Origin of the sequence: Gordonia hongkongensis (assembly GCF_023078355.1) — a bacterium.
GTDB lineage: Bacteria > Actinomycetota > Actinomycetes > Mycobacteriales > Mycobacteriaceae > Gordonia > Gordonia hongkongensis.
The window spans coordinates 973,491-992,768 of record NZ_CP095552.1 but is presented as its reverse complement, the minus strand read 5'-3'; the positions used below and the strand labels follow the sequence as shown (position 1 = coordinate 992,768).

General features: G+C 69.3%; 17 protein-coding genes and 1 pseudogene. 7 read left to right on the top strand and 11 right to left on the bottom strand.

Annotation, left to right across the window (positions count from 1 at the left end):
• The first annotated feature begins 389 nt into the window (after window positions 1-389).
• Window positions 390-629 carry a hypothetical protein gene (locus MVF96_RS24535; RefSeq protein ID WP_336286025.1) on the top strand — a complete coding sequence of 80 codons (240 nt, stop codon included), beginning with the start codon at window positions 390-392 and terminating at the stop codon, window positions 627-629.
• A 532-nt stretch (window positions 630-1,161) separates the two neighbouring features.
• Here MVF96_RS24535 and MVF96_RS04555 read toward each other — a convergent pair.
• Window positions 1,162-3,123, bottom strand: coding sequence for an LPXTG cell wall anchor domain-containing protein (locus tag MVF96_RS04555; protein ID WP_247451401.1), 1,962 nt, complete (start codon window positions 3,121-3,123; stop codon window positions 1,162-1,164).
• 220 nt (window positions 3,124-3,343) lie between these two features.
• On the opposite strand from MVF96_RS04555, the gene MVF96_RS04550 reads away from it, so the two are divergent.
• On the top strand, window positions 3,344-4,147 hold the full coding sequence (locus MVF96_RS04550) for an alpha/beta fold hydrolase (protein WP_211538462.1): 804 nt from the start codon (window positions 3,344-3,346) through the stop codon (window positions 4,145-4,147).
• A gap of 317 nt (window positions 4,148-4,464) precedes the next feature.
• Here the strand turns inward: MVF96_RS04550 and MVF96_RS04545 are convergent, their stop codons facing one another.
• Entirely contained in the window at window positions 4,465-6,012 is a 1,548-nt protein-coding gene (locus MVF96_RS04545) for a carboxylesterase/lipase family protein (protein WP_247451399.1), read from the bottom strand.
• Window positions 6,013-6,110: 98 nt separating this feature from the next.
• Here MVF96_RS04545 and MVF96_RS04540 point away from each other — a divergent pair, with 98 nt between their 5' ends.
• On the top strand, window positions 6,111-6,869 hold the full coding sequence (locus MVF96_RS04540; protein ID WP_247451397.1) for a LamB/YcsF family protein: 759 nt from the start codon (window positions 6,111-6,113) through the stop codon (window positions 6,867-6,869).
• Window positions 6,870-6,889: 20 nt separating this feature from the next.
• On the opposite strand, the gene rlmB is transcribed toward MVF96_RS04540, so the two are convergent.
• The 5 genes from rlmB to MVF96_RS04515 form a co-directional block, all read right to left on the bottom strand.
• Window positions 6,890-7,840 (bottom strand): 23S rRNA (guanosine(2251)-2'-O)-methyltransferase RlmB, encoded by a 951-nt coding sequence (gene rlmB / locus MVF96_RS04535; protein WP_068972201.1) that lies wholly within the window; start codon window positions 7,838-7,840, stop codon window positions 6,890-6,892.
• Window positions 7,840-9,231, bottom strand: coding sequence for a cysteine--tRNA ligase (gene cysS / locus MVF96_RS04530; protein WP_247451395.1), 1,392 nt, complete (start codon window positions 9,229-9,231; stop codon window positions 7,840-7,842). Before cysS ends, rlmB begins: the two co-directional genes overlap by 1 nt.
• Before the next feature lie 194 nt (window positions 9,232-9,425).
• Window positions 9,426-9,923 (bottom strand): 2-C-methyl-D-erythritol 2,4-cyclodiphosphate synthase, encoded by a 498-nt coding sequence (ispF, locus tag MVF96_RS04525; RefSeq protein ID WP_226512553.1) that lies wholly within the window; start codon window positions 9,921-9,923, stop codon window positions 9,426-9,428.
• The gene (ispD, locus tag MVF96_RS04520) at window positions 9,920-10,612 is read right to left on the bottom strand and encodes a 2-C-methyl-D-erythritol 4-phosphate cytidylyltransferase (RefSeq protein ID WP_226512552.1); all 693 of its coding nucleotides are present in this window, start codon (window positions 10,610-10,612) and stop codon (window positions 9,920-9,922) included. The genes ispF and ispD overlap by 4 nt, the downstream gene beginning before the upstream one ends.
• 30 nt (window positions 10,613-10,642) lie before the next feature.
• Window positions 10,643-11,131: a CarD family transcriptional regulator gene (locus tag MVF96_RS04515; protein ID WP_004020903.1), complete on the bottom strand. Its 489-nt coding sequence runs from the start codon at window positions 11,129-11,131 to the stop codon at window positions 10,643-10,645.
• A 446-nt stretch (window positions 11,132-11,577) separates the two neighbouring features.
• On the opposite strand from MVF96_RS04515, the pseudogene MVF96_RS04510 reads away from it, so the two are divergent.
• Together MVF96_RS04510 and radA are read left to right on the top strand one after the other, a co-directional pair.
• Window positions 11,578-12,261 (top strand): annotated as a pseudogene (locus MVF96_RS04510) (hypothetical protein).
• A gap of 86 nt (window positions 12,262-12,347) precedes the next feature.
• Window positions 12,348-13,727 carry a DNA repair protein RadA gene (gene radA / locus MVF96_RS04505; RefSeq protein WP_055475228.1) on the top strand — a complete coding sequence of 460 codons (1,380 nt, stop codon included), beginning with the start codon at window positions 12,348-12,350 and terminating at the stop codon, window positions 13,725-13,727.
• A gap of 22 nt (window positions 13,728-13,749) precedes the next feature.
• Here the strand turns inward: radA and MVF96_RS04500 are convergent, their stop codons facing one another.
• On the bottom strand, window positions 13,750-14,298 hold the full coding sequence (locus tag MVF96_RS04500) for a PaaI family thioesterase (RefSeq protein WP_055475229.1): 549 nt from the start codon (window positions 14,296-14,298) through the stop codon (window positions 13,750-13,752).
• Between the two features lie 106 nt (window positions 14,299-14,404).
• Between MVF96_RS04500 and disA the strand changes: the two genes are divergently transcribed.
• Window positions 14,405-15,490 carry a DNA integrity scanning diadenylate cyclase DisA gene (gene disA, locus MVF96_RS04495; protein ID WP_055475230.1) on the top strand — a complete coding sequence of 362 codons (1,086 nt, stop codon included), beginning with the start codon at window positions 14,405-14,407 and terminating at the stop codon, window positions 15,488-15,490.
• A gap of 53 nt (window positions 15,491-15,543) precedes the next feature.
• Here disA and MVF96_RS04490 read toward each other — a convergent pair whose 3' ends face one another.
• From MVF96_RS04490 to MVF96_RS04480, 3 genes are all read right to left on the bottom strand, one after another.
• Window positions 15,544-16,527, bottom strand: a complete 984-nt coding sequence (locus MVF96_RS04490) for an alpha/beta hydrolase (protein WP_083229482.1) — start codon at window positions 16,525-16,527, stop codon at window positions 15,544-15,546.
• Between the two features lie 283 nt (window positions 16,528-16,810).
• Entirely contained in the window at window positions 16,811-17,581 is a 771-nt protein-coding gene (locus MVF96_RS04485; protein WP_055475267.1) for a hypothetical protein, read from the bottom strand.
• A gap of 133 nt (window positions 17,582-17,714) precedes the next feature.
• Window positions 17,715-18,365 (bottom strand): carbonic anhydrase, encoded by a 651-nt coding sequence (locus tag MVF96_RS04480; RefSeq protein ID WP_055475232.1) that lies wholly within the window; start codon window positions 18,363-18,365, stop codon window positions 17,715-17,717.
• Between MVF96_RS04480 and MVF96_RS04475 the strand changes: the two genes are divergently transcribed.
• Entirely contained in the window at window positions 18,364-19,260 is an 897-nt protein-coding gene (locus MVF96_RS04475; RefSeq protein WP_247451393.1) for an HhH-GPD family protein, read from the top strand. The two genes, MVF96_RS04480 and MVF96_RS04475, sit on opposite strands and share 2 nt — an antisense overlap.
• Window positions 19,261-19,278 lie beyond the last annotated feature (18 nt).

Below are 19,278 nucleotides of genomic sequence, written 5' to 3'. Positions count from 1 at the left end.
CGAACTTGTCGTAGGCGCGATTGCCGCGGGTCTGCACCAGGACCTGGCGGATCAGCACGGACCCCGGCCCGTAGAGGCGTGACACCCACCCGTAGACACCCAGGGACTCCTGCCGCCAGCCGACCGGGACCACGAGCGGCTCACCGATACCGAGCTGCGGATAGCGATTGCTCTGGTAGTTGCTACCCACCGGCGGGGTGGGGCACAGCGCCAGCAGGACCGCCACGAGCAGCACCACCAGACCCGGCCGGCCCACGAACGGGACTTTCGGCGGACTGATCCGGCCGGCCTCGGGCGGCGACCACTGCCGGCCGCCGCGCCGCCGATAGTCGACCAGCATGTAGGCCGACGTCGCGAGGGCCGCGATCAGGCCCGGATAGGGCACGACGATGTTCCGGGGCGCGCCGAGCGCGTCGAGCACGAACAGCGCGACCAGGCCCACCGCACCGGCCAGCAACGCCGCGACCAATTTTCGCCGCCACGTCCGACCCACCGCGATCGCGGTCGCGGCGACGGCCATCAGCACCACCACGAAACCGGCGGCGAGCGACGTCCCACCCATGATCAGCACGACGGCGCGGACCGGCGGCGGGAAGATGAGCACCAACAGCAGCCACACCCACCGGTAGCGGGCGACCGGACGCAGCCCGAAGAGCAGAACCGCCGCGCCGAAGACGAACAACCACAGGGCGAGCAGATCCATGTGGGTGGTGAGGTACGCGCGCGCATAGCGCGGGTTGACCAGATACTTCATCGCCAGCGCGAGGATCAGCACCACGATGCCGACGATGACGTCGGTCTGCCGGTCGTAGATCGGCAGTTCGTCGACGGTGCGCCACGACACCCCGATGACGGCGATCAGCGCGAGGACGACCAGCACCGGGACGTAGAGGATGAGCGTCTGCGCCATCAACTCGTCGACGATCGCGACGATGGTGTTCCAGAACCCCAGGGCCGTGCACCCGATCAGGAACAGCCACCGGGCCGCCACCAGCCACTCCGGGTGATCGACGAATGCGGGGTGCGGCGTCTCGGGCTTGCGGCGCGTGACGACGCCGACGAGCGTGGCGACCGCACTCGTCGTGCCGGCCGACCCCGAATCCGGGGTCGACGGTTCCGGGTTCTGCGCCGTGGTCGTCGCGGGAGCCTCGGGCACGCCGGTCAGCTCTCGGCGGTCCGTTGGCGTCGACGGCGCAGGATGAGGGTCGCGGCGACGGCCGCCACCACGACGATGCCGACCCCGACGACCGCGAACGCCACCCAGGAGGTGTCGCCGGTCGACGACTCCGGCTGCTGCACATCGTCATCGACCACGGGCACCGGCTCCTGGCCGGACACCTGCAACAAGGCGTCGCCGTTCAGCGACGGCCAGCGATCGGGATCGGCGGCCAGCCAGTCGAGCAGGGCGTCGAGATCGGCGGCGGCGTTCGTCGAGGTCGCGACCAGCACCGACCGGCCGGCACCACGGGCAACCTGCAGCGAACCGAAACGCACGGTCGGCGACAGCTGCACCTCGGCGCGCCGGCCGTCCGGATTGAGCACCGAGACCGTGCCGCCGTCGGCGGTCACCGGCAGCGACAGCTCGGGCAATCCCTGGCCGTCCGCGGCGATGACGACCGCGGGGGCCGAGGCCGACATGGCGTCGTCGAGCGGTACGACGTCGACTCCGAGACGCACCGCCGACAGTCGCTGCAGGCCCGACATCAACGCCACCGCGCGGGCGACGTCGGCGACGTCACCGCGGGTCCAGGCCAACGAGTTCCGCGGCATCAACGCCTGCGGCAACGATGCGAACCCGGATGGTGTCGGCGGGTCGGCGACCTCGGATCGCACCTCCCCGGACGAGTCCAGGCTCAGCGAACTGCGCACTCCCGCGCCACACTGCTCGCCGACGTCGCCGTGGTTGTAGGTGACGGTGACCTCGGTGAAACGCGTCAGCAGATCGGCGGGGATGTCGACCCAGGAGTTGTAGCTGCCGGAGGAGTCGGCGGGCCAGGAGGCGATGACCCGGTCCCCGACCGACACCGCGATCTGGCCGCCCATCGGGGTGTAGGTGCCCTTCAGCTGGATTCGCACGTTCTGAGACGGCCGTCCCAGGCGCGTCTGGTCGACCCCGAACGAGATGGTCGGCCAGCCGGTCGCCGAGACGCGCTGGTCCCCCACGCCCAGTTCGGCGAGCGTGGTGACCTCCGGCGCGAGTTGCGGTGCGGCAAAAGGCGGTCCGGCCACGGCCGCGGAGCTGACGGCGATCGACGAGAGATCAGAGGTGAGGAACTCGACCTGGGTCTCCAGGTCGTCCTCGCTGCCGCCGATCCGCAACACCGGCCAGCCTGCACCCGGCCCCAGGCTGAGTCCGTCGGGCAGGGCCGAGTTGATGACGATCTGCCGCTCGAGCGGTTCGATCTCCTCGTCAGGTGCGGCATCGCCGCGCGGCAGCGAGTCCGTCTCGATCTCCACTGTCGCCGCACCGTAATTCGCGATCACGGCGGTCGCGAGCGACACGGCCGCAGCGCCCTCGGCGGGCCGCACGTCGTCGGGGACGAAGATGGTCAGCTTGCGCAGGACCGGCGGCAGGAACTCTGCGACGCTGTTCGGCGCGGCTTCCCGGCCACCGTATGTGACGGTCGCGTTCTGGATGCGCAACCCCGAATCGGGGTCGAACAGACACGATCCGGCCGTGCGCAGATAGGTCCGCAGGACGATGTCGGCGGCGTTGCGTTCGACCCGCACGCCGCGTAGCGACAGCGAGATCGGCGAATTCACAGCCGGATTGATCGGCGTCCGCGAGATCAGCCGGCCTTCCTGCAGGACGTCGATGTTGCCGCCGGTGACGAAAGCGGGATACTGCGTGACGCCGCGCAATTCGGTGGGGGCGAGATCCGGCGGTACCGCGAGGGACAGACTCACCTCGCCCTGCTGTCCCGGGAACGCGATGGTCGGCGACGAACCGAGATCGCGAAGGTTCAGCGGCGCAGGCGGATCCCCCGGCGCCGCCTGCGCGGCCGGTGTCGACGGCGCCCCGATCGAGGCGATGCCGGCCAACAGCAGGCCCACCAGCAACAACGCCGGCCCACGGCTACGTCGACAACGCGACTCGCCGCGGGTTTTCCAGGACACGTGCATTCGCCACCCTTCGAGTGACCCCCGTCCCGACCCTTAGCGCCCCGAAGAGAACCTATCCCACGACACGGCTCGGCACATATTTTCACGCGATCGGACCGGTGGGCCGCCCGGTGCGAGTCATCCGTGCCATCTCGATTCGCCAACGATGCCCCGAACCGGCACCCGACTCTGCGACCATGTCCTGCAGGTCGACACGTCCGGCGAGATTCGAGGGAGCGCGATGCGACAGGTTCACGCCGGCGAACGCGTCGACGGCGGCGTCTACGTGGACATCGCCGACGCGACGATCTGGCACTTCACCGCCGGCGAGTCATACGGCCCGCCGATGGTCCTGCTCCACGGGCTGTTCGCGTCGGCGTCGACGTGGGGAACGCAGATCCCCGCCTTCCTCGACGCCGGTCAGCAGGTGTTCGTACCCGAACGGCCCGGTCACGGTCACAGTCCCGACCTCCCCGGCGAGTTCCACCTCGACCGGATCGTGGCACGCACGATCGTCTATCTCGAGACCGTCGTGCGCCGGCCTGCCAATCTGGTGGGATGGGCCGACGGCGGCACCGTCGCCCTGCTCGTCGCCCGGGACCGCCCGGACCTCGTCCATCGGCTGGTGTTCGTCGGCGGATACCTGAACCGTGCCGGCCGGATGGCCGACGAGTTCATCTCCCGGGTGTCTCGCCGCGACCCGGTGACGATGGACTACCTGCGCATCTACTACGACACCACGTCGCCGGACGGGCCCGAGCATTTCGAGACGGTCTTCGACAAGGCGGTCCGGATGCTCGCCGCCGAACTGGAATGCGAGGTCAGCGAATTCACCCACGTCGAGGTACCGACGCTGGTGGTGGTCGGCGATCGCGGGCTCGTCCGCCTCGAGCACGCGCTCGAGCTGTCGCGGACGCTGCCGGCGGCCCGGCTGGCCGTGATCCCGGGCACCCACATCCTGCCGGTCGAATCGCCCGAGCTGTTCAACCCGCTCGTCCTGTCGTTCCTGGCCGCCGACCCCCCGTCGGTCTGGGAGTTCGGCTGACCCGCTCCGAAAGAACAACAAACCGCGGCGGGTCTGTGGGGTGCTCCCTCTGCTCCCTGAGGTGCGAGGAGCGTTAGCGACTGCCCCTTTGCTCCCTGAGGTGTGAGGAGCGTCAGCGATTGCCCCTTTGATCCCTGAGGTGTGAGGAGCGTCAGCGATTGCCCCTTTGATCCCTGAGGTGTGAGGAGCGTTAGCGACGAGCCACGAAGGGCCTGGTGAGACACGTTGCGAAGCCCTTCGTGGCTCGCTTCGCTCGCACCTCAGGGAGCAGAGATGTGGATGCTGAGGGGTGTTCTCTCGTTGTGCACGACGGCCGCCTAGGCCGGCGAATGCACCCGGTACCACGCCTGGCGCCGCAGGGTGTCCGGGTCGGCCTCGACGTGGTCGGGGTCGTCGAGGACGAGGACCTTGCGGTCGGCGGTGGTGTAGGCGGGCCAGCCGAAACCCGGGTCGCCGGTGCGGGCGAACCCGCCCCAGCGGGTCTGGACGTTCTTGGTGACCCGGCCGGTGGCGGGCCAGTCGGCGAGGGCGAGACCGGCACCCATCGGGGCCCGGTAGGCACCGAACACGCTGAACAGCTCGGTGGCGTGCGTGGCCCCGAAGCCCGTGGCCTCGAGCACCTTCGTCTGGTAGTCGTAGCGGTACACGTAGGTCGGGGCGACGGCGCTGTGCCCGTCGGCGAAGGCGCTCATCGGTGCCCAGAAGATCGAGTCGCCGGCCAGCCGGATGCGGTCGCGGTCCCCGTCCTCGTAGTGCGAGGCGATCTCGCGCCGGACCTCCTCGTCCTCGACGCGCATCAGGGTGCGTTCGGCGTCGGGCAGGACGTTCCAGAGTTTGGCGAACAGCTTGCCCTCGTCGCGGTTGCTGCCGATCACGAGCGGCACCGGCTGCGTGAGCCCACCCGCGGCGGCGGCGAGCGGCGACCGCGGCAGCAGATCGCCGTCGACGACGGGCGCGAACGGGATCGCACCACCGGCGGTCTTGGTGGCGAATCGCATCAGCCGGTTCCCCGCCGCCAGCAGCAACGCCGGGTTGGGCGAGGTGAGCAGACGCTGGGCGTGGACCGTGTCGACGGGCGGCTCGTCCCGTTCGAGGGAGGTCGTCCGACGCTGCGGGTCGCGCAACAGCCGGACGAACTCGTCCGCGTAGATCTTCGCCGCGTCCTGCTCGACGATCAGTTCCGGGGCTGGGCTCTGCGCGATGGCCTGGTGATAGAGACCGGTCGTCGACGGGGCGGACAGCAGCGAGAGCACCGACGACCCGCCGGCGCTCTCGCCGAAGATCGTGACGTTCTCCGCGTCGCCGCCGAACGCCTCGATGTTGTCCTGGACCCACTGCAGGGCCGCGATCTGGTCACGCAGTCCGACGTTGGAGTCGAACGGACGATCCTCGGTGGCGAACTGACCGAGGTCGAGGAAGCCGAACGGACCGAACCGGTACTGGATGGTGACGACGACGACGTCCTGGGCACGCGCGAGGAAGGCGCCGTCGTAGAGCGGGGTGGCGGCCGTACCGAGGATGAACGCACCGCCGTGGATGAACACCATCACCGGTCGCGGTGCCGACGACGCGACGTCGGGCGAGTAGACGTTCAGCGTGAGGCAGTCCTCGGCCATCGGCGCGAACTTGCCCGGTGCGATGGCCGTGAACCGCTTCTCCTGGATGGCCGCCTTGGCCACCTTGGTGCAGTCGCGGACGCCGGGCCAGTCGTGGGCGGGCTCCGGTGCACGGAACCGGCGATGGGCCACCGGCGGTGCCGCGAACGGGATGCCTCGCCAGCTGATGGTCCCCTTGCGCAGCCGCTTCCCCCGGGCGCCCTCGACCACGCCGTTACGGATGGTCACCTTACTGTCGAGTAATGCCATACCCACCACCGTAGACGAAACGACGACTTCGTCTACCCGCCGCCGCACACACACCGATCGGGCGGTCCCCGCTGGTCGGCCACCACTACGATGCGCTCATGGGTTCCGGCGCGGCACGCATCGACCTCAACGCCGACCTCGGTGAAGGCATCGGCGACGACGCGGCGATGCTGGGGATCGTCACCAGCGCCAACGTGGCGTGCGGCTTTCACGCCGGCACCCCCGCGCAGTTGCTCGCCACCTGCCGGGCCGCGGTCGACGCCGGGGTCCGGATCGGCGCCCAGGTGTCCTACCCCGATCGCAGCGGCTTCGGGCGCCGGTTCATGGAGATGACGACTCCGGACCTCGTCGCCGACCTGGTGTACCAGATCGGCGCGCTCGACGCCCTCGCCCGATCGGTCGGCGGGGCCGTCACCTACGTCAAACCGCATGGCGCGCTGTACAACACCATCGTCCATCACGAGCAGCAGGCCGAGGCCGTGGTCACCGCGGTCCGCGATGTCGACGCCGGATTGGCGGTCATGGGGCTACCGGGATCGGAGGTGCTGTCACGCGCCCGACGGGCGGGACTCGACATCATCTCCGAGGCGTTCGCCGACCGCGCCTACACCCCGGCGGGCACCCTTGTGCCGCGCGGAACCGACGGCGCGGTGTTGTCGGACAGCGCCGAGATCGCGCGACGGGTGGTCGAACTCGTCACGACGGGCCGGATCGGCGCGATCGACGGAACCCAGATCGACGTCGACGCCGGATCGGTCTGCCTCCACGGCGACACCCCGGGCGCGGTCGGACACGCGCAGGCCGTGCGCGATGCACTCACCGCCGCCGGGATCGTCATCGGCGCGCCACCGGCCTGACCGGCCCAGGAGGGGTGCTGCTAGCGGCGTCGCTGGCGGGCGAACTCGGCGAGGACCACACCGGCGGCGACCGAGGCGTTGAGGCTCTCGACGTCGCCGGCCATCGGGATGGACAGGATCGAGTCGCAGCTCTCGCGAACGAGGCGGGAGAGCCCCTTGCCCTCCGAACCGACCACGATCACGGTGGGGCCGCTGCCGTCGTAGTCGTCGAGGGTGACGTCACCGTCCGCGTCGAGACCGACCAGTTGCGCCCCGGCGTCGGCCCAATCCTTCAGTGTGCGAGTCAGATTGGTGGCGCGGGCGACCGGTAGACGCGCCGCGGCGCCGGCACTGGTCCGCCAGGCGACGGCCGTCACGCTCGCGCTGCGTCGTGCGGGGATGACCACGCCGTGCCCGCCGAAGGCCGCGACCGAGCGGATCACCGCGCCCAGGTTGCGCGGATCGGTGATGTTGTCGAGGGCTACGAGCAGCGGCGGGGTGCCGCTGGCCTTGGCCTCCGCCATCAGGTCGTCCGGGTGGGTGTACTCGAACTCCGGCACCTGCAGCGCGATGCCCTGGTGCATTCCGTTGGTGGACAGGCGATCGAGTTCGGGTTTGCCGACCTCGAGGATCGAGATCGCCGAGTCGCCGGCGATCTTCACCGCCTCGGCGACCCGCTCGTCGGGCTCGGAGTTGGTGGCGATGTACAGCGCGGTGGCCGGCACGCCCGCGCGCAGACATTCCACGACCGGATTGCGGCCGAGGACGTACTCGGGACCTTCGTCCCTGGCCCGCGCCCCGCCGCGACCCGCCGCCGACTTCGACGCCGCCTTGGCTCGCTTGTGAGCCGGATGATACGGCCGGTCAACCGCTTTCGGTGTCGCGCCACGGGCCTCGAGGCCGCGGCGACGCTGACCACCCGAGCCGACGGTCTGCCCCTTCTTGGTGCCGTCCTTGCGAATTGCGCCTCTGCGCTTGGAATTCCCTGCCATCACGCCTCACCCTTCAATGCCCATTGCGCACCGTCGGGGGTGTCGGTGACCTCGATACCGGCCTGCGCCAGCCGATCCCGCACCGCGTCCGCGGTCGCCCAGTCCTTGGCGACGCGCGCATCGGCGCGTCGCTGCAATTCCGCCTGCACCAGCACGTCGAGTGCGGAGGTGGCGGCCGACTCGTCGGCGGCACCCGCCCACCGGTCGTCCAGCGGGTCGACGCCCAGAATTCCCATCATCGCGCGGACCGTGGACGCCGCCGCCAGCGCGGCGGCTCCGTCACCGGACTCCAGGGCGGTGTTGCCCTGCCGAACCACGTTGTGCACGACCGCGAGTGCGGCCGGGACGCCGAGGTCGTCGTCGAGCGCGGCGGCGAACTCGGGGTCGACGTCCCCGACGACCACCTCGCCCACGCGCGCGCCGACCCGGGCCACGAACGACTCGACGCGCCGATAGCCGGCGGCGGCCTCGGTGAGCGCCCCCGACGAGTACTCCAGCATCGACCGGTAGTGCGCGCTGCCGAGGTAGTAGCGGAGCTCCACCGCCCGGACCCGTTGCAGCATCGCGGGGATCGACACCACGTTGCCCAGCGACTTGCTCATCTTCTCGCCACCCATGGTGACCCAGCCGTTGTGTAACCAGTAGCGCGCGAACGCATCTCCCGCACCGTGTGCCTGCGCGATCTCGTTCTCGTGGTGCGGGAAGATGAGATCCATTCCGCCGCAGTGGATGTCGAACTCAGCGCCGAGCAGCGAGGTGGCCATCGCCGAGCACTCGAGGTGCCAGCCGGGACGGCCGGGGCCCCAGGGCGTCGGCCAGGACGGCTCGTCGGGCTTGGCCGCCTTCCACAGGGTGAAGTCGCGGGGATCGCGTTTGCCGGTCCCCGCGCTCTCGCCCTGATGCACGTCGTCGAGCCGGTGTCCGGACAGCGACCCGTACTCCGGCAGGCTCAGGACGTCGAAGTACACGTTGCCGTCGGCGACGTAGGCGTGCCCGCGGTCGATCAGTCGCTCCATGTATTCGATCATCTGGGTGACGAACCCCGTGGCCCGCGGCTCGGCCGACGGCGGCAGGACCCCCAGCGCGCGGTAGGCGTCGTCGAACGCACGCTCGTGGGTGGCCGCCCATTCCCACCACGGCCGTCCCGCGTCCGCGGCCTTCCGCAGGATCTTGTCGTCGATGTCGGTCACGTTGCGCACGAACAGCACGTCGAGGCCCTGGTGGGTCAGCCAGCGCCGCAGGATGTCGAAGGCGATGCCGCTGCGGACGTGCCCGATGTGCGGAACTCCCTGGACCGTCGCCCCGCACAGGTACACCGACGCCTGGCCTGGGTGCAGCGGCACGAAGTCGCGCACCTCTCGGGAGTTGGTGTCATACAGGCGCAGGGTCACGACCGGCAATCCTACCGGACCCTGACCTGGCCACCGACGGCCCGAGCCGCAGGTGCGCGCACCTCACGCAAGGCCACCGGACACGGGCGCATGGCGTTCGGCGCTACGGTGTGCGTCCGCGCGTGCTCGAGGGCCCACGGGCGGGGCCACCTGGAGCAGCGCAGCCCCTACGGGCTCGTGCTGAACGTCGCGGACTAAGCGGAATCGTACGGCGGCATGGCCTGCGACAGCGCGGCGTCCAGCAGCGCGGTGGCCATCGCGGCGATCCCCTCGCCGCGGCCGGTCATGCCCAGGCCGTCGGTCGTTGTCGCCGACACCGACACCGGGCCGCCCAGCACGTCGGACAGCACCTGCTGCGCCTCCGCACGGCGCGGTCCGATCTTGGGCCGATTGCCCACCACCTGTACGGCCGCGTTCACCACGCGGAGCCCGTCGGCCTCGATGAGAGTCCGTACGTGCGAGAGCATCTGGACTCCCGAGACACCCTCCCACTCCGGGCGACCGGTGCCGAACACGGAACCCACGTCACCCAGACCCGCCGCCGACAGCACCGCATCGCACAGCGCGTGGGCGCCGACGTCGCCGTCGGAGTGGCCTTCACACCCCGGTTCGTCGGGAAAATACAGACCGACCATCCAGCACTCGGCGGACGCGTCGACGCGATGGGCGTCGGTACCGATGCCGACCCTCATCGCCCACCGACCATGTCGCGCACGATACGCAGGTCCCAGGGCGTGGTGATCTTCATGGCAAGCGGGTCTCCGGGGACGAGGTGGACATCGATTCCGCATCTCTCGACGAGGCCGGCGTCGTCGGTCGCGATACCGGCGTCATCGGCGTGCGCACGGAGGAGGGCGTCACGGGCGAAACCCTGAGGGGTCTGCACGGCGCGCAACTCCTCGCGGTCGACGGTCCGCGTCACGCGCTCGAGACCGGCCGGGCCGGGCTCGACCTGTTTGAGGGTGTCGACGACGGGAACGGCGGGGACGACCGCCTGATGCCCGGCGCGGATCGCGGCGACGACGTCGGTGAACACCCGCGCGGGGGTGAGTGGTCGCGCGGCGTCGTGCACGAGCAGGATGCCGGCGCCACCGGCGGCGGCGATGCCGGCGCGCACCGAATCCGACCGGTGAGCGCCACCGGCGACGACGCGCACGCCGGTCAGCAACGCCGATGCCCGCTCGACGAGGTCGGCGGGCACCACGACGACCACGGTCGCCCCCAGCGAGGCGGGGATGTTGTCAACGCATCGCTCGATGATCGTCCGTCCACCCACATCCACGAAGGCCTTGGGCACCGGCTCACCGAGTCGGGTTCCCGACCCGGCGGCCGGGATGATGACACAGACTTCTGCGCCGAAAAGCTCCGGCGTAGGTGTCACGAAGAGTCCTGAACCAGGTGCGACCGGCGGTCAGGAAGCGGCGGCGAGGACCTCGTCCAGCATGCTGGTGGCCTTCTCGTCGTCGGTGTTCTGGGCGAGTGACAACTCGTCGACCAGAACGCGACGGGCTCGGGTCAGCATCCGCTTCTCACCGGCCGACAACCCACGATCCTGTTCGCGACGCCAGAGGTCGCGGACGATCTCGGCGACCTTGATGATGTCGCCCGAGATCAGCTTCTCCTGGTTCGCCTTGAACCGGCGCGCCCAGTTGGTCGGCTCCTCGGTGTGCGGGGCCCGCAGAACCTGGAAGACCTGATCGAGACCTTCCTGCCCGACGACGTCGCGAACGCCCACGTACTCGAGCTTCGTCGAGGGAATCTGAACGGTCATGTCACCGTCGGCAACCTTGAGAACAAGGTATTCGATCTGCTCACCCTTGATGGTCCGGGTCACGATGTCTTCGACCCGGGCAGCACCGTGATGGGGGTAAACGACGGTGTCGCCAACTTTGAAATTCAATGTTCCTTGCCCCTTTCGAGTGAAGCCAGTCTAGCACGGGCGTTCCGAGGCACCCACCCAACGGTGCAGGTCAACGCGGTGAACAGGTTTCATGACAGGCTCTTGCGAGGTCGCGAGGGGTGCCCGGTGAGGGTGGGCTACCCCACCGGAGCTCCCCGTCGGCCTGGCGCGGGGTACGCCCCACCACGGTGTCGACCGGGCTCCCCGGCACCGCCCGCCGACCCCTGGGACGACGTGGGCTCGACCACCCGGCGACCGCTGCGGGGCCGTGGCGCCGGCGACGGCGACAGACCAATCGGGTACCCGGCCGGACTTTTCCGCACCGCGCCCACTACGCTGCGTAGTGCAGGGTTTCGCGCGCTGCATGTCGGCTTCGTTTGACCTGGGAGGATCGGGTGTCAGTGCTATCACTTTCCGCGCGGCGGTCGGCGGTTCGGCCATCTCGCATGGTGACCGCGGTTGCCGCGATCGGCATCGCCGTCGCCCTCGGCACCACCGGCTGCGGTGCGGGTCAGATCTCGCAGACCGCCAATCAGCTGCCCGCGATCAACGGCGCGAACGTCAACTACGACGAACTCGAGCTCCGCGACGTGCAGATCCTCTACCCCGAGAACGACGCATCGACGGTCTTCGGCGACGGCGGACCGTTCGAGCTGGCGTTCGTCATCGCCAACTCCGATCCGCTGGTCTACTACCGCCTCAAGGGGATCAACCCCGAGGAGGGGCAGGTCACCTTCATCGAGGGCGCTGAGGCCGATGACCGCGTCATCCCGCCCAACGGGGCGCTGCGCGGCGGCACCCCGGTCGGCGCCAACCCCGAGTTCGAGAAGCGCCTCAGCGTCGAGCTCGACAACACCGGTGACACGGTCGCGGCGGGTCTGACGACCGAGCTGACGTTCGTGTTCGAGAAGCGCGAGGCCGACGGCCGCTGGGTCGATGCCGGCCAGACCACCGTCGACGCCCCGGTCGACGGCGGCGCCGAGCTCGAGCGCCAGGACGTGGCACGTAACGCCGAGCCGACCTTCTACAAATAGCATCACGGCGACGAGGGCCACGGCGAAGAGGGCTCCGGGGCCGGCACCGGCGAACACGGCGCCGACGGCGAGGGTCACGGCGAAGGCGGCCACTGACCACCGGTCGAACCACTTCCACGAGCGAGGCCCGGCACACGCCGGGCCTCGCTCGTTCTGTCGGCCCCGCCACCTAGGCTGACCGGGTGGCCAGAACCAAGACGTCCTTCCGCTGCACCGCGTGTGGCCATCAGGTGCCCAAGTGGGTGGGCCGCTGCCCCGAGTGCGGCGAATGGGGCACGATCGGCGAGGTGGCCGGGCCGGCACCGTCGGCGCGCTCGACCGCGGCGGTCGCACCGTCGAGCCCCGCTCTGCGCATCACCGAGGTCGACGCCGAATCGTCCGCCGCGATCCCCACGGGCATCGGCGAGCTCGACCGGGTGCTGGGCCGCGGCGTCGTCCCGGGCTCGGTCATCCTGCTGGCCGGTGAGCCCGGCGTCGGCAAGTCGACGCTGCTGCTCGAAGCCGTCAAACACTGGGCGGCACAGGACCGCACCGCGCTCTACATCACCGGTGAGGAATCTGCCGGGCAGGTCCGCATGCGGGCCGAGCGCACCGGCGCGGTGCACCCGAACGTCTACCTGGCCGCCGAGACCGACCTCGCGACGATCCTCGGCCACGTCGACTCCGTCGCGCCGTCACTCATGATCGTCGACTCGGTCCAGACCCTCGTCGCCTCCGGGGCCGACGGCGTCACCGGGGGCGTGACCCAGATCCGGGCGGTGACGACCGCACTGGTCTCGCTCGCCAAGAACCGCGGGGTCGCGGTCATCCTCGTCGGCCACGTCACCAAGGAGGGCGCGGTCGCCGGGCCGCGGTCGCTGGAGCACCTCGTCGACGTCGTACTCGCGTTCGAGGGTGACCGGCACTCGACGCTACGCATGGTCCGCGGTGTCAAGAACCGGTTCGGGGCGGCCGACGAGGTGGGGTGTTTCGAACAGCGCGACGACGGCATCCATCAGGTCCCGGATCCCTCCGGAATCTTTCTGCATCAACGTGATTCGGATGTGAGCGGCAGCGCGACCCTGGTGACCATGGACGGCAAACGCGCACTGGTGGGCGAGGTCCAGGCGCTGGCGAACGGCACCGAGATGAACATTCCGCGCCGGGCGGTCTCCGGCCTGGACATGAACCGCGTCTCGATGGTGCTCGCGGTCCTGCAGGCACGCGGGGGTCTGAAACAGATCGCGAAGAGCGAGGTGTATCTATCCACGGTGGGCGGCATGCGCGTGACCGAGCCGGCCGCCGATCTCGCGATCGCGCTCGCTGTGTACTCCACGGTGAAGAACCAGCCGATCCCGCAGTCGACGGTGGTCGTCGGCGAGGTCGGGCTCGGCGGTGAGGTCCGTCGTGTCTCGGCCGTCGCGCGCCGACTCGCCGAGGCGAAGCGACTCGGCTTCCGGGAGGCGATCATCCCCGCGGCCACCGACGAGGAACTGCCGACGGGCATCCGGATCCTGCGTGTGGCGAACCTCGGCGACGCCGTCGGTCTCCGCGACGCCGATCCGGTGGACGCGCCCTTCTGACCCGTCCCCCTGGCCGCTACGCCTAGGGGTACATCCGGCGTTTGTACTCCTCCGCCCGGGCGCTCTTCTCGACATGGGCGGCGAAGTGCTTCCGCACATCGATCGTCACGAAGATCGCGTGTGCGCTGGCCACCGGCTCGTCCGGATTACCGATGTGGGCGACCGCCTCGGTGAAGATTTTGCGGCGCTGTCGGCCCAGCAAGGTGCCGGTGAACTGCAGCGTCGAGCCCACCGGGATGGGCCGGATGTAATCCACCTCGAGATGCACCGTCACCCCGGAGGGCCCGATCAGGAGCGGGATCGTGCCCATCACCTCGTCGAACGCGGTGCTCAGGATGCCGCCGTGGATGACGCCGGGGCCGCCCTCCATCCGGGTCTCGACCTCCATCGACGCGTCGACGGTGAACCCCTCACCCGCATGCACCACCAGATGCAGGCCCTGCGGGGAGTCCGGTCCGCAGCCGTAGCAGGTCGGGTTGTGCATGCGGACGGGTTCGCCCGGCTTGGCCGCCTTCGGGTGGCGTTCCACCTCGTCCAGGTCGTCGGGCACCACGAAACTGCTGCTCTTCACACCCCGGTACCCTAGTCACCATCAGAACGGCCGATGTCGCTGGCATCCGGCCCGGCGCGGGTGGGCGCCGTCCCCGCGGGGACGGACGGGTCACTGGAGGGAAGTCATGGTTGCCGAGGTGGTCAGATCCGAGCTGACGCGCGACACGGTGGCGCGCGTCGCGCCCGGCACGCCGCTTCGTGACGGCCTCGAACGCATCCTGCGAGGCGGCACCGGCGCCCTCATCGTGCTGGGGCACGACTCCGACGTCGAGAAGATCTGCGACGGCGGTTTCCACCTCGACGTGGAGTTCGCGCCGACGCGACTGCGCGAGCTCGCCAAGATGGACGGCGCAGTCGTGCTCTCCACCGACGGCAAGCGCATCGTGCGGGCCAACGTCCAGCTGGTCCCCGATCCCTCCATCCCGACCGAGGAGTCGGGCACCCGTCACCGCGCGGCGGAGCGGACCGCCATCCAGACCGGGCATCCGGTGATCTCGGTGAGCGCGTCGATGTCGATCGTGAGCGTCTACGTCGACGGCGCCCGCCGGGTCGTCGAGAGCCCGGACCCGATCCTGTCCCGCGCCAACGTCGCGCTGGCCACCCTCGAGCGGTACAAGGCCCGGCTCGACGAGGTGATCTCGGCGCTGTCGCGCGCGGAGATCGAGGACTACGTGCTGCTGCGCGACGCGATGTCGACCGCCCAGCGCATGGAGATGGTCCGTCGTGTGTCGGCCGAGATCGAGGAGTACGTCCTCGAACTCGGTGTGAACGGCCGGCAGGTCAGCCTGCAGCTCGAGGAGCTGATCAGCGACAACGACACCATGCGCGAACTGCTCGTCCGCGACTACTACGCCAGCCCCGAGCCGGCGACCGCCGAGGATGTCCGCCAGGCGCTCGAGGTCGTCGAGAACCTCAGCGACGCAGACCTTCTCGACCTCACCCTGCTCGCCGGGGCCTTCGGGTACCCGACGACGATCGAGGCCCAGGACACGGCGATGAGTCCCCGCGGTTACCGTCTGCTCGCCCGGATCTCGCGGCTGCAGTTCGCCCACGTGGACCGGCTCGTGCGCAGCTTCGGGACCCTACAGGCGCTGCTCGCGAGCTCGTCGGCCGATCTGCAGGCGGTCGAGGGTATCGGCAGCATCTGGGCCCGCCACATCCGTGAGGGACTGTCCCGCCTGGCCGAGACCAGCATCGAGCGCTACGACTGATCGCGCGTATTCGGGCGACTGGTACCTCGATCACGGCAACGGCCGCGAGGCCGCTAGTTGGACAGCAGTGCTCGTTCGATCATCTGCGCGTCATCGTTCGCGTCCGCCGACCACGCATACCAGTTGTGTCCGCCGTTCCGATAGTTGAACGAGATCGGCAGTCCGAGACGTGTCGATACGGCCTGGAGGGCCACCGTCGAGAACATAGCGCCAGACTCCAGCGCAACTCCCAGAGCTAGCGCGGTTGCCGCCTGCTGCACGAGCTTCGGACCCGATCCGGGATCAGCAGCCAATCGTTCCTGAAGGACCTGGTTGGCTTCGCGGAGTTCATTGCTGGTCGGAATTCCGTTCCCGGAGGAAACAATCACGGTCTGGCGAGTTCGCGCGACTTCGCCGATACGGGACAGGACGTCGTTCTGTGCCCAGCGGTTACCCGGCGCCTCAGGGTCTCCCCACATCGCGGTGCGTCCGTTCTCGATGTCGGCACGCTCACGCTGGATGGCAGGTATTCCCAACCACCCGAGCGGGTTGTCAGTCGGATAGTAGCCGGAGTAGGAACGGGCCACTTTGAACACCGTTGGATGGTCCAGCGCAAGGACGATCGCCGGACCCGCGGACATCGATACCCCGACGATGCCGTTGCCCGATCTCGGCACATCGAAGTTCCGCTGCAGATACTTCGGCAGTTCGACCCCGATGAACGAGCTCCATTGCGGCGGAATCGACTGACCGGTGGGCGCTTTCTCCCAGTCTGTCATCCACTCACCTGCACCACCGGCCGGAAAGACGAGAGTGTTGACGGAATCGTAGGCAGCGACGGTTTCAGGCTCCGCTGTCCACGTACTGAACTCCGGATTCGACCCCAATCCGTCCAGGAAGTAGATTCCGCGCCCTGCCTGGCGCTCTCGTGTGTCTGCGGCTCGGATCTGGACCGTGGCCTCTCGCCCGAGCGCAGTCGAGTCGAAGGTACAAGTCTGTAGGTTCTGAGCGCGCTCGGCCGGCGTTCTCCAGACGCAACCCGCGTCAGCCCTGAGCATCTCCGGGTCGGATGCCACTGCGGGCCCGCTGCCCCACACCAGCGCTGATGATGCGCACGTCACCGCAACGCCCGCGGCAACCACACAGCGACGCATGAACGCCTTGAATCCGACTCGGATGAGAGACCTCCCCGCCAGACGAGACCGAGGTAGGAGATCTCATCATTGATACTCAACGAGTCGGTACTTTACCTAGCGAACGAATAGTTCGCGGTACCCGCCTGGCCGAGACCAGCATCGAGCGCTACGACTAGTCGCCTGGCCCGGCGAACGTGACCGTCGCTCAGGGCTGTTGGGCCGGGGCGACCATGTTGAACGTGATCGGGAACGATTCGCGTTCGCCGATCTTGCCGATGGCGGAGTAGGAGCCGGCGGGCACCTGGGTCCGCGGGCGCTCGCAACCGGGGCTGCTGGTGGTGCCCGACCAGGTGATCGTGTCCTTCACCTGCTGCGCAGGCTTGAGCACCACGTTGTTGACGGTGTTCAGCGGCGAGCAGTCGCGCGCCGACCACAGCGTCCGGGTGCCGTCCAGGGTGCGGACGATGACGTTCTGCACGGCCTTGCCGACGTCGCGGGTGCACTCGGACAGTCCCGCGTTGGTGGTCACGATGGTGAACACCGGGTTCTGTCCGATCGTGTAGGTGGGCTTGTCGGTGTAGAGGACCACCGAGATCGCCTGATCCGGGCACAGGGCCGGCCCGCCGGCCGCTCCGGGAACGCCTGCTGGACTTGTCGATTCGACCGGGGTCGCGGACCCCGCGGGCGGCCCCGCCGGAGCACCCGCCCCGCCGCCGGCGCCGCCCCCCGCATCCGGTTCACCGGAGGCGCCACCCGCCTGCGGTTCCGACGCGGGCGGCGCGGATGTCGTCGACGACGCCGATGAGCTCGACGACACGCTCGCGGTGGCTGCGGTGTTCTGCGGATCCCCGCTTCCCGACGTCATCCACACGATCAGTGCTACGACCAGACCGACCACGACCAGCGCACCACCCGCGGCGACGACGCGGCGTCGCCAGTAGATCTCGGGTGGCAGCGGGCCCTGGGGTTCGATCACGACCACAACGCTAACGGCCGGGTCTTGACTTCTGGTTCATCACGTGCGGCGTGTCGCAGCGGGAAAGCGGTCCCGAGCAGGCAAAGTCTAGAGTTCGCCTTCAGGTCCACCGCATGCGGAGACGAATACGACGTCAGGCAGACTCGGCCACCGCGGTGGGCGCCGGGCGTTCACCGATGTCCCCGTACACGCCCTGGACGTTCACCTGCCCCTCGCTGAGCTGGTAGGTCAGGCCGACGATCGCCAGGCGGCCGGTACTGATCCGATCGGCGATGATCCGGCTGCGCTGCATGAGCAGCTGCCCGGTCTCCACCACATGGCGGGCCTCGAACTCGTCGACTCGTGTCAGGCCCTCGCTACGGCCGGCGAGGATGCTGGGGGTGACCCGTTCCACGACGTCCCGGATGTAACCGCCGGGGATCTGGTTGTCGTCGAGCGCGTCGAGGGTGGCCTTCACCGCGCCGCAGCTGTCGTGCCCGAGGATCACGATGAGCGGTACCTGCAACACCTCGACGGCGTACTCGAGCGAACCGAGGACCGCCGAGTCGATGACCTGACCGGCCGTGCGGACGACGAACATGTCGCCGAGACCCTGGTCGAAGATGATCTCGGCCGCCAGGCGGGAGTCGGCGCAACCGAAGAGCGCGACGTGCGGGTGCTGGCCCCCGGCGAGTCGCGCCCGGTCCTCGATACCCTGGCTGGGATGCTGAGATTCACCTGTCACAAATCGGTTGTTGCCGTCGCGCAGGATGCGCCAGGCCTGCCGTGGTGTCGTTGCGGTCATGCCCAATAGTGTGCCATCGGGCCATCTGCTCGGTTGGTTCGATATGCATGAACGGGATCTTCCGTGGCGTGACCCGTCGTGTAGCGGCTGGCAGATCCTCATCAGCGAGATCATGTTGCAGCAGACGCCGGTGTCCCGGGTGGTCGAACCCTGGCGGGAGTGGGTCCGGCGATGGCCGGTCCCCTCGGCGATGGCGGTCGAACCGGCCGGGGAGGTCCTGCGGGCGTGGGGCAAGCTCGGCTACCCCCGACGCGCGCTCCGCCTTCACGAGTGCGCCAAGGTGCTGGCCGCCGACCACGGCGATCGGGTTCCCGAGGATGTCGAGACCATGCTGGGACTGCCCGGTATCGGGGACTACACCGCACGGGCGGTCGCCTGCTTCGCCTATGGACAGGCCGTGCCGGTGGTCGACACCAACGTCCGGCGGGTCATCGTCCGCGCGGTTCACGGGCGCGAACAACCGGCGAATCCGTCGCGGCGGGATCTCGCCGACGCGCAGGCGCTGCTCCCCCGGTCCGACGACGGCACCTACGCCGCGTCGGCACCACGCTTCTCGGCGGCGCTGATGGAACTCGGCGCGCTCGTCTGCACGGCTCGAAACCCCAAGTGCGACAAGTGCCCTCTCGTCGACGGTTGCACCTGGGTCGGCCTCGGCCGGCCGACGCACTCCGGACCGCCGCGCCGGGTGCAGAAGTTCGCCGGCACCGACCGTCAGGTGCGCGGGCTGCTCCTCGATGTCCTGCGCAACACGAGCGGCGCCGTCGACCGCGCCGCACTCGACGTCGTGTGGACCTCCGACACCGCCCAGCGCGACCGGGCCCTGGATTCGCTGCTCGTCGACGGGCTCGTGGAGATCACCGCAAGCGGACGCTACTGCCTCGCCGGCGAGGCATAGCTCCGCCGGGACTCCGCC

Bases quoted from the DNA above. Each gene is read 5' to 3' on its own strand.
- MVF96_RS24535 (WP_336286025.1), top strand. From the start codon at position 390: ATGTTCCGGGGCGCGCCGAGCGCGTCGAGCACGAACAGCGCGACCAGG.
- MVF96_RS04555 (WP_247451401.1), bottom strand. From the start codon at position 3,123: ATGCACGTGTCCTGGAAAACCCGCGGCGAGTCGCGTTGTCGACGTAGC.
- MVF96_RS04550 (WP_211538462.1), top strand. From the start codon at position 3,344: ATGCGACAGGTTCACGCCGGCGAACGCGTCGACGGCGGCGTCTACGTG.
- MVF96_RS04545 (WP_247451399.1), bottom strand. From the start codon at position 6,012: ATGGCATTACTCGACAGTAAGGTGACCATCCGTAACGGCGTGGTCGAG.
- MVF96_RS04540 (WP_247451397.1), top strand. From the start codon at position 6,111: ATGGGTTCCGGCGCGGCACGCATCGACCTCAACGCCGACCTCGGTGAA.
- rlmB (WP_068972201.1), bottom strand. From the start codon at position 7,840: ATGGCAGGGAATTCCAAGCGCAGAGGCGCAATTCGCAAGGACGGCACC.
- ispF (WP_226512553.1), bottom strand. From the start codon at position 9,923: ATGAGGGTCGGCATCGGTACCGACGCCCATCGCGTCGACGCGTCCGCC.
- disA (WP_055475230.1), top strand. From the start codon at position 14,405: ATGGTTGCCGAGGTGGTCAGATCCGAGCTGACGCGCGACACGGTGGCG.
- MVF96_RS04490 (WP_083229482.1), bottom strand. From the start codon at position 16,527: ATGCTCAGGGCTGACGCGGGTTGCGTCTGGAGAACGCCGGCCGAGCGC.
- MVF96_RS04475 (WP_247451393.1), top strand. From the start codon at position 18,364: ATGCCCAATAGTGTGCCATCGGGCCATCTGCTCGGTTGGTTCGATATG.
- MVF96_RS04480 (WP_055475232.1), bottom strand. From the start codon at position 18,365: ATGACCGCAACGACACCACGGCAGGCCTGGCGCATCCTGCGCGACGGC.